The organism is Candidatus Eisenbacteria bacterium, assembly GCA_035577985.1.
Classification (GTDB): Bacteria; Desulfobacterota; Binatia; order DP-6; family DP-6; genus DATJZY01.
Genome location: DATJZY010000129.1, coordinates 69,048 through 77,976 on the forward strand (window position 1 = coordinate 69,048; position 8,929 = coordinate 77,976).

The 8,929-nt window shown below is 72.8% G+C and carries 8 protein-coding genes; 6 read left to right on the plus strand and 2 right to left on the minus strand.

Annotation, left to right across the window (positions count from 1 at the left end):
* Nucleotides 1-14: 14 nt before the first annotated feature.
* The 4 genes from VMS22_18855 to VMS22_18870 are packed head-to-tail and all read left to right on the plus strand — an operon-like array spanning nucleotide 15 to nucleotide 5,717.
* Nucleotides 15-1,820: an ABC transporter ATP-binding protein gene (locus VMS22_18855; protein HXJ36097.1), complete on the plus strand. Its 1,806-nt coding sequence runs from the start codon at nucleotides 15-17 to the stop codon at nucleotides 1,818-1,820.
* Entirely contained in the window at nucleotides 1,817-3,979 is a 2,163-nt protein-coding gene (locus VMS22_18860) for a glycosyltransferase (GenBank protein HXJ36098.1), read from the plus strand. Before VMS22_18855 ends, VMS22_18860 begins: the two co-directional genes overlap by 4 nt.
* Nucleotides 3,976-4,962, plus strand: a complete 987-nt coding sequence (locus VMS22_18865; GenBank protein HXJ36099.1) for a polysaccharide deacetylase family protein — start codon at nucleotides 3,976-3,978, stop codon at nucleotides 4,960-4,962. The genes VMS22_18860 and VMS22_18865 overlap by 4 nt, the downstream gene beginning before the upstream one ends.
* Nucleotides 4,959-5,717 (plus strand): methyltransferase domain-containing protein, encoded by a 759-nt coding sequence (locus tag VMS22_18870; GenBank protein HXJ36100.1) that lies wholly within the window; start codon nucleotides 4,959-4,961, stop codon nucleotides 5,715-5,717. Before VMS22_18865 ends, VMS22_18870 begins: the two co-directional genes overlap by 4 nt.
* 3 nt (nucleotides 5,718-5,720) lie before the next feature.
* Here the strand turns inward: VMS22_18870 and VMS22_18875 are convergent, their stop codons facing one another.
* Together VMS22_18875 and VMS22_18880 are read right to left on the minus strand one after the other, a co-directional pair.
* Nucleotides 5,721-6,083, minus strand: coding sequence for a hypothetical protein (locus VMS22_18875; protein HXJ36101.1), 363 nt, complete (start codon nucleotides 6,081-6,083; stop codon nucleotides 5,721-5,723).
* A 119-nt stretch (nucleotides 6,084-6,202) separates the two neighbouring features.
* Nucleotides 6,203-6,799 carry a hypothetical protein gene (locus VMS22_18880; protein HXJ36102.1) on the minus strand — a complete coding sequence of 199 codons (597 nt, stop codon included), beginning with the start codon at nucleotides 6,797-6,799 and terminating at the stop codon, nucleotides 6,203-6,205.
* 172 nt (nucleotides 6,800-6,971) lie between these two features.
* On the opposite strand from VMS22_18880, the gene VMS22_18885 reads away from it, so the two are divergent.
* Together VMS22_18885 and VMS22_18890 are read left to right on the plus strand one after the other, a co-directional pair.
* A complete protein-coding gene (locus VMS22_18885; protein ID HXJ36103.1) occupies nucleotides 6,972-8,348 on the plus strand; it encodes an AMIN domain-containing protein in 1,377 nt (458 codons plus the stop codon).
* A gap of 4 nt (nucleotides 8,349-8,352) precedes the next feature.
* Nucleotides 8,353-8,892: a hypothetical protein gene (locus VMS22_18890; protein ID HXJ36104.1), complete on the plus strand. Its 540-nt coding sequence runs from the start codon at nucleotides 8,353-8,355 to the stop codon at nucleotides 8,890-8,892.
* Nucleotides 8,893-8,929: the final 37 nt, after the last annotated feature.

Consider the following 8,929-nt stretch of genomic DNA (forward strand, 5'->3'; position numbering starts at 1 on the left):
GCTCGGGTCTCCGCGTGACCAGCGAGTGGACATCGGTCAAGACGTTGACGCCCCTGTTGCGTCGCCACCCGGGGCGCGTCGCCGTCATCGTCGCGCTCGGGATCGGCGTGGCGTGCAGCGAAGGCCTCGGGCTCGGGCTCTTCATGCCCCTCGTGCAGGCGCTCGAGACGTCGCAGCCCGACACGATCGTCGGCGGACGGCTGGGCACGCTCGTCATCGCGCCGTTCGCGAGCCTCGGGCCGGACGCTCGCGTGCGCGCCGTGCTGCTCTGCCTCTTCAGTCTCCTCGCGCTGCGAAACGCGATGGTCTTCGCGCACGGCGCGCTCCTGGGCGGGCTGACGAGCCGCCTCGCGCACGAGCTGCGCTGCGACGTGGTGACCCATCTCCTCCGCGCCGAGGAGCAATGGGTGGCCCGGCGCGACACCGGCACGTGGCTCAATCTCCTCGAGAGCCAGACCTGGGAGACGGCCGCCGCCGTCGGGACCCTCGCCGGCATCGCGACCCGCTTCTGCAAAGTCGCCGTGTTCGCGCTGGGGCTCGTCTGGATCTCGTGGCGCATGACGCTCGTCGTGGGTCTCGCGCTCGGAACGACCTCGCTCGCGGTGCGTCTGCTCGCGCGCCGCGTGGACGCGCTCGGACACGCCGAGAAGAGCGCCTGGGAGACGATGGCACAGCGGATGGTGGAGCTCCTGCGCACGCTGCGCACGATCCACGTCTTCGGCCGGGAGCGCCTCGAGGCCGGGCGCTTCGAGGCGTGCTCGGACACCGAGCGCCGGACGTTTCGGCGGTTGCAGGTCCTGCAGGCGATCGTGCCGCCGGCCTCGGAGTTCCTGGTGGCGGCGCTCATGCTCGCCGTCGTCTGGTCGGCGCTCGCCGCTCCCGGCCAGCTCCCGGCGGTCCTGACGTTTCTCGCCATCCTCTATCGCCTCCATCCGCAGATGCAGCAGCTCGACAGCGGCCGGGTGAGTCTCGCCGCGGCGCTCGCGCCGGCGTCGGCCGTGATGCAGCTCGTCGCCTCGCGGGAGGGCGCGATCGTCCGATCGGGAACACGACGCTTCGAGCGCCTCGCGACGGGCATCGCGCTCGAGGACGTGGTCCTCGCCTACGACGACGGGACGCGCGCGCTCGACGGCGTGCGCCTGCACATCCCCGCCCGCGCGACGACGGCCATCGTCGGACCGTCGGGGGCGGGCAAGTCGACGCTCGTCCGGCTGCTCCTGCGGCTCGTCGAGCCGACCGCGGGGCGGATCGCCGTCGACGGCGTGCCGTTGCCCGATCTCGACCTCGGGACCTGGCGGGCCCGCATCGCGCTCGTCGGGCAGGACATCCCGCTTCTCGATGCGAGCGTCGCCGACAACATCGCGTACGGGTGCGATCGCATCGTGGGGCAGGACGATCTCCGCGCCGCCGCCCGGCACGCCGCCGCGGACGCGTTCATCCAGGCGCTGCCCGAAGGGTACGCGACCCGGGTCGGCGACGACGGCGTGCGACTCTCCGGCGGCGAGCGCCAGCGGGTCGCGCTCGCGCGTGCCTTCCTGCGCGATCCGGACATCCTCATCCTCGACGAAGCGACGAGCGCCGTCGACGCGATCTCCGCCGACGCGATCCGCCGCGCCGTGGCCGAGCTCGGGCGCGGGCGCACCGTCATCGTCGTGACGCACCGTCCGGCGACGATAGAGACCGCGGCGCACGTCGTGCTGCTCGACGCGGGTCGCGTCGTGGACGAGGGCCCGGCGTCCCAGCTCCTCGGCCGCGGGGGGCTCTTCGCGCGGCTCCATGCACTCGATGGGCCGCGGACGGCCGGAGGTGCCGCGCGATGAGACGCGAGCCGCTCGTCACCTCGATCATCATCTTCCTCGACGCGGAGCGCTTCATCGACGAGGCGATCGCGAGCGTCTTCGCACAGACGTGGCGCAACTGGGAGCTCCTGCTGGTCGACGACGGCTCGACCGACCGCAGCACGGCGATCGCGCGCCGATGGGCCGAGCGCCATCCCGATCGCGTTCGCTACTACGAGCATCCCGGTCACGCGAACCTCGGCATGAGCGCGTCGCGCAATCTCGGGGTCGGCCACGCGCGCGGCGACTACGTGGCGTTTCTCGACGCCGACGACGTGTGGCTGCCGCACAAGCTCGCGATGCAGGTGGGCATCCTCGAGCTGCACCCCGACGTCGCGATGGCCTACGGGCCGGCCGAGTATTGGTACGGATGGACGGGGAACGCCGACGATGCGCGCCGCGACCACTACGGCGAGCTCGGCGTGGCGCCCGACACGATCGTCGAGCCGCCGCACCTGCTGACGCTCGCGCTCGAGCAGGAGGGCGGGACCATGCCGGGCATCTGCTCGATCCTCGTCCGGCGCGAGGCGTTCGCGCAGATCGGCGCCTTCGAAAAGGAATTCCGCGGTCCGTACGAAGACCAGGTGTTCCTGGCGAAGATGTTCCTGCAGGCGCGCATCTTCGTCACGGGCACGTGCTCGGATCGCTACCGCCAGCACGAGGACTCGTGCTGCGCGCGCGCGTTGCGGGACGGCCGCTATCATCCCGCGCTCCCGCACCCCGCCCGGCGGGTCTTCCTGCAGTGGCTGCGCGGCTACCTCGGCCACGAGGGCATCGGGGACGACGCCCTCCTTGCTGCGCTCCGCAAGAACCTCCTGCCGTACGATCACCCGCTGCGCTACGGCTCGCGCATCCGGCTCCGCTACGCGATGCGCCGGGCCCTGCGCATCGGCGTCCGCGTGCTCGAGGCGGTGTTGCCGGGCCCGCTCTTTCGTGCCGTCCGGCGCCGGTGGTCGGGGGGACGCTGGACGCCGCCGGTGGGATTCGTGCGGTTCGGGAGCCTCCGGCGCACGGCGCCGCTCGGCCGCCGCCACGGGGCCGATCGCGGCACGAGCATCGACCGGCACTACGCGGTGCGGTTCTTCGCGCGCCACGCCGACGACGTGCGCGGCGACGTCCTCGAAGTCGGCGACGGCGTCGCGCTGCGCCCCCACGGCATCACGGGGCGCACCGCGATCGCCCTCGACGACACGACGCGCTTTCGCCTGAGCCAGCTTCCCGAGGGGCGCTTCGACGCCGTCGTCGTCGGCCAGGCCCTCGATCGCGTCTACGACGTGCGGCCGTTCGTGAAGGCCCTGTACCGCGTCCTGAAACCCGGCGGGGTGCTGCTCGCGACGCTGCCGGGCGTCGGCAACGTCGGTCCCGGCTCGGCGCACGACACGTACTGGCACTTCACGCCGCTGTCGGCGCAGACGCTGTTCGAGGAGACCTTCCCCGCCTCGAAGCTCGCCATCGAACCTTGCGGCAACGTGCTCGCCGCCGCCGCCGCGTTGTACGGTCTCGCCGCGGAGGAGCTGCGGCCGCGCGAGCTCGAGCACCGCGACGCGACGTTCGCCGTCGTGCTCGGCGTGCGCGCCGTGAAGCCGACGCCCGAATGGAAGGCGACGCTGGTCGGCCGCTGGCAGTACGCGAATCGGGCGCCGTTCCCGTACGGCGACGAGGTCACGTACCAGAAGGGCATGGCCTTCCTCGACGGCCACGGCACGATCGAGGATTGGGGGGCGGGGACGGGGTATGCGCGGCGCTTCGTCACGCGCAGCGCCTATCGCGCCGTCGACGGCAGCCCGAGCCTCGGCATCGACCGCGTCGTCGACCTGCGGACGTATCGCTCGGACGCCGACTGCATCTTCATGCGTCACGTGCTCGAGCACAATCCGGATTGGCGCGCGATCCTCGAGAACGCCGTCCACTCGTTCGGGCGGCGCATGGTCCTGGTCGTGTTCACGCCTTTCGCACCCGAGACGCGCGAGATCGGGACCTGGCGGGGGATCCCCGATCTGGCGCTGCGCAAGGAGGACATCGTGAGGGCCTTCGAAGGACTCGACTGGCGCGAGGAGTCGGTCGACACGAGCACCGAATACCTCCGCGAGCACATCTTCTATCTCCAGCGCCGCAGCGTGGTGCGCAGGATCGCCGGATGACGGGCGTGGTGGCGCCGGATGGTCTGCGGGCGATGGCGCGATCGATCCGCCGCACGGCACGCCGGGCGCGGAGCCGCCTGCGCCGCGCGTCGGTCGTGCTCCTCTATCACCGCGTGGCCGAGGGATTTCCGGACCCCTGGTCACTCTGCGTGAGCCCCGCCAACTTCCGCGAGCAGATGCTGGTGCTGCTCGGACGCGACGTCGTGACGCTCGACACGCTCGCGGGCGACGTCGTCGCCGGCCGCCGCCGCCGCAGCGTGGTCGTCACGTTCGACGACGGGTACGCGGACTTCGAGGCGGCCGCCCTCCCGGTCCTGCACGAGCTCGAGCTGCCCGCGACCCTGTTCGTGACGACCAGCGGGCTCGACGGCGAAGCCGAGTTCTGGTGGGACGAGCTCGAGCGCATCGTGCTGGCGTCGCCGAGCGTTCCGGACACGCTCTTTCTCGAGATCGGCGGCGGGCCGTTCTCGTGGTCGCGCGAGACGGACGGCGATCGTCGCGCGCTCCATCTGGCGCTCCACCGGCGGATCGGGCGGCTCCCCGGACAGGAGCGCCAGCGCACGCTGCGCGAGCTGCGCACATGGGCCGGCGCCGACGCGCGCCCGCGCGCGACGCACCGGCCGCTCTCCTCATCCGAGCTCGCCGCCGTCGCTCGCGACGGGCTCGTTCGCGTCGGCGCGCACACGGTGAGCCACTCGTACCTGGGCGGGCTCGCGAGCGACGAGCAGGCGCGCGAGGTACGCGCGAGCAAGGAGCGACTCGAGGCGATCGTCGGCACGCCCGTCGAGCACTTCTCGTACCCGCACGGCGACCACACGCCCGACACGATCGCGCTCGTGCGTGCGGCGGGCTTCCGCATCGCGTGCGGCAGCGCATGCAAGCCCGTCACCGCCCGCGCCGACGTCTTCGATCTGCCGCGCGTGGAGGTGCCGAACCTGCCGGGCGAGGAGTTCGAGCGCTGGCTCGACGAGTGGGTGCGATGACGGCGACCGGGGGCATGCGCTGGCTCGCGAAGCGGACGCTTCCGGAGGGCACACGCCGATGGTTGCGCGCGCAATGGGAGCGGCGCGAGTACGTGCCCCCCGTGGGGCTCGTGCGTTTCGGAAGCCTGCGGCGCCTCACGCCGATCAGCCGCGAGTACGGCTTCGATCGCGGCCTGCCGATCGATCGCTGGTACATCGAGACGTTCCTCGCCCGGCACGCGACCGACGTGCGCGGTCGGGTGCTCGAGATCAAGGACGACACCTACACGTGCCGCTTCGGCGGCGACCGCGTGACGTCGCGCGACGTGCTGTGCCTCGAGGCCGACGATCCGCGCGCGACCATCGTCGGCGACCTGGTCACGGCCGACCACATCCCGTCGGCGACGTTCGACTGCGCCATCGTCACCCAGACGCTGCAGCTCATCTACGACGTGCGCGGCGCGCTGCGGACGCTGCACCGGATTCTCAAGCCGGGCGGCGTGCTGCTCGCCACCGTGCCGGGCATGAGCCAGACGAGCCCGCACGAGGACTGGGGCGATCGCTGGGCGTGGGGTTTCACGCGCGTGTCGGCGCGCGGCCTCGTCGCCGAGGCGTTCGCGGGCGGGACGCTGGAGGTCGAGGCGTTCGGGAACGTCGTGACGTCGATCGCCTACCTGCACGGGCTCGCGTCGGACGAGCTCACGCGCGAGGAGCTCGAGCACACGGACCCGGAGTATCAGCTCTCGATCGGCGTGCGGGCGCGGAAGGCCGGATAGGGCCTATCGTCCGGAGTCGGGATCCGGAACTTTGTTCGCGAGCGCCTTCAAGCGGGCGCGCGTCGCGGGGCTCAGGGACTTGGCGAAGCCCTCGGGATCGTTCTTCGCGCGCGCGAGCGCCTGGCTCATCTTGTCGGGATCGCCGCCGTACTGCTGGACGAGCTCGTTCATCACCTGCTGCGCGAGATCGTAGAGCTCCTGCGAGCCGCCGATCGCTCCGAGACGCGGATCGACCTGCGGCGTCGCCGCGGGTGCGCCACCCATGAGGCCGTCCGCCCCGCCGTCGCCGGGCGACCCGGCGCGGGCGAGGCACGTGCAGAGGAGGACGCCAAGGACCAGCGTGATCGTCGCGCGGCGGATCGCCATCGTGCGATCACGCGGTGCAAGGCGCACGCCAGGCATCGGGCCCGGCGCTGCAGGGGAGACGCCGCCGCCGGCGACGCGGGAATGCCGCTGCGCCGCGATCGCGGACCGCGTACGCCGGCTCAGGGAGCGGTGACGGCCCAGGTGCCGGAGAACTCGTAGAAGCCGGACGCGGCGGGATTCGCGTAGACCACCGCCCCGCGGCGGAAGTCGCCGGCGGAGCTGCTGACGCCGTCGTACGGGCTGTAGGCGTCGTAGGTGTCCGTGTTGAGGCCGTAGCCGACGAAGATGCAGAGGTGCCCGGGGTTCGCCGCGGGCAGCATCACGGTTCCGGTGCAGCCGACCGGCAGCGGGTCACCCGGCGCGATCACGTGCTTGGTCGGCGACGACGCGAGCGGAAAGGCGAACGAGATGGCCGACTCGGCGGCCGTGGTGGTGGGGCTCTCCGCGCCGCCGCCGAAGACGCCGGTCAGCGTCTTGCCGGGCGGCAACGTCGTGAGCAGCGGCCCGCCCGGTCCGACGTCGCCCCGATCGCCCTTGTCGCCCTTCTCGCCGACGATGCCGAGGTCGGTGACTTCGACCGGCAGCTCCTTCGCCTTGCACACCGTGTCGCGGACCATCATGGCGCCGCTCTTCTTCTTGCAGATCACCGCCGCCTGCGCGCTCGCGATCGCGAGGGCGGCTGCGGCGGCACCAAACAGGATCGCGCGCGTCTTCATGCCCACGGGGCGCAGCAAGGTGAGTGCCACCGCCCGGGTCGACGGGAACGCCCGGTTTTCCGGGCTGCGTCAATCGGTTGACACGCTGGTCGCCGGCCTTGGCGTCACGATCCGTGGCGGCCAACGTCCAACGCACGACGCACCTGGCGCCGGGCTTGCTACGACACCGGTCGTGGGACTCCTCGTGCGGCAGATCCTGGTGATCGCGACGAGCGCGATGCTCGGCGCCACCGGGGTGTGTGCGGACGCGCCGGCCGCGACCCTGGCCCCCGCGCTGCTCGAGCACGTGGTCGTCCGCGAGGGGCCGACGCCCGGCGTCGAGCTGCGCCTCTCGGTCGGCGTCGAGCCGGTCGCCCGAAGCATCCCGGCGCACGGCGGCACGCCGCCACGCGTCTATCTCGACCTGCCGGGCACGAAGCTCGGGCCCGCGGTTGCGCGGGAATCGGAGGGCGCCGGCGCGGCGCGGAAGATCCGCACGGGCCAGTTCGACCCCAAGACCGCGCGCGTCGTGATCGAGCTGCGCGAGCCGCACCCCTTCGACGTGCAAAGCAACGGTGGCGAGATCGTGGTGACGTTCACCGGCGCCTCCAAGCCCGCGGCGAAGGCGCCGGTGCCGGCGAAGGCGACGCCCGCGGCCAAGCCGAGCGCCCCTGCACCGGCTGCTCCCGCTCCCGTCGCAACCGCCGCCCCGGCGCCGCCGCCCCCCGCGGCTACCACGCCGACGGCGAAGACCGAGCAGCCCACGCCCGCGGCGAAGCCGGAGGCGCCCGCCCCGGCCGCCCGCAAGGACGAGCCGCTGCCGCCGATGCCCCCGGCCGTGCGCCCGATCGAGCTGCAGGAGAGGATCGCGCGCCGCTACGCCAACGACGACTGGGCCGGCATCGTCGCGCTCTACGGCGCCAACGCGGACACCGTTCGCCGCGACGTCGACGCGACCACGCGCGCGGCCGTCGTGGACGCGCTCCGTGAGCTGGGTCTCGTCTATTCGGCGAAGAAACTCCTGGGCCCGCCCGCCTCGAACGAAGCGCCGTCGCTTCGCGTCGCACGTGCTCAGATGGCGCTCGACTCGGGCGACGTGTCGGCCGCGACGGCCGGCATTTCGGGCCTGGACGAAGCCGCCGTCGACCCCGCGCTCGTGCCGCCGCTTCGCAACCTCAAGGTGCGTCTCGCGCTTGCACGGGGCGACATCGAAACCGCGAGCGCCGCCATCGGAAACCGTGCCGCCCCCGAGCTGCGCGCGGAGATCGCGGACGACGCGCTCCGCGCGGGACGTGTCGCGACGGAGCGCCACGTGTGCCCGAGCGCCGTCGTGGCGTATCAGCAGGCGCTCGACGCCGACGGCGGACGCACGGCGCGTGCCGCGGCGGGCGCCGGTCTCGTGCGCGCGGCGCTCGTCTGCCAGAATCCGGATGCGGTGATGACCGGGCTCGGCGTCCTGGCGGAGTCCTCGCACCCGCTGCTGCGACGTGCGGCGACGGTGCTCGCGGCCACCCGCGTCGAGGACAAGCAGCAGGCGCGGGTACAGCCGGCGCGGCGCGAAGGAGGGTGACGTGATGGCGACGGGGCGGGCGACGATCCTGGGCGTGCTGTGGCTCGGGGTGGCGATTCTCGGAGGCTGGTGGGTGTCGCGCGCCGCGGCGACGGTCGATGCGCGGGCGGCGGAGCCGCGCGCCGATAGCGCCGCGGTCGCGCCCGAGGATCAGGGTTTCCACAAGCTGCTCGACGAGGTCCATCGGCGCTCGGTCGAGCTCGATCAGCGTGATCGTGAGCTCACGCAGCGCGCGGCGGCGCTCGAGTCGATCGAGCGCGCCGTGGAGGAGGCGCTCGGCGAGCTCGAGTCGCGCGACGGCAGCGGCGGCACCGCGGCCTGCAAATTCCGCGGCGGCGTCGCCCGCATCTACGAGAACATGCGCCCCGAAGAGGCGGCGCAGATCCTGGACCAGCTCGATGACGAGACGCTGCGCACGATCTTCGCGCGCATGGAGGCGAAGCAGATCGCGGCGATCGTGGCGTCGATGAGCCGCGAGCGGGCGGTGGCGTTCACGCGGACGCTGGCGGCGGACCCGGAGCCGTCGGCGGCGGTGAAGCGCTAGGACCGCACGATCGCGGTCCGCGAGGTGGGGGGGGGGG

Bases quoted from the DNA above. Each gene is read 5' to 3' on its own strand.
- VMS22_18860 (HXJ36098.1), top strand. From the start codon at position 1,817: ATGAGACGCGAGCCGCTCGTCACCTCGATCATCATCTTCCTCGACGCG.
- VMS22_18865 (HXJ36099.1), top strand. From the start codon at position 3,976: ATGACGGGCGTGGTGGCGCCGGATGGTCTGCGGGCGATGGCGCGATCG.
- VMS22_18870 (HXJ36100.1), top strand. From the start codon at position 4,959: ATGACGGCGACCGGGGGCATGCGCTGGCTCGCGAAGCGGACGCTTCCG.
- VMS22_18875 (HXJ36101.1), bottom strand. From the start codon at position 6,083: ATGGCGATCCGCCGCGCGACGATCACGCTGGTCCTTGGCGTCCTCCTC.
- VMS22_18880 (HXJ36102.1), bottom strand. From the start codon at position 6,799: ATGAAGACGCGCGCGATCCTGTTTGGTGCCGCCGCAGCCGCCCTCGCG.
- VMS22_18890 (HXJ36104.1), top strand. From the start codon at position 8,353: ATGGCGACGGGGCGGGCGACGATCCTGGGCGTGCTGTGGCTCGGGGTG.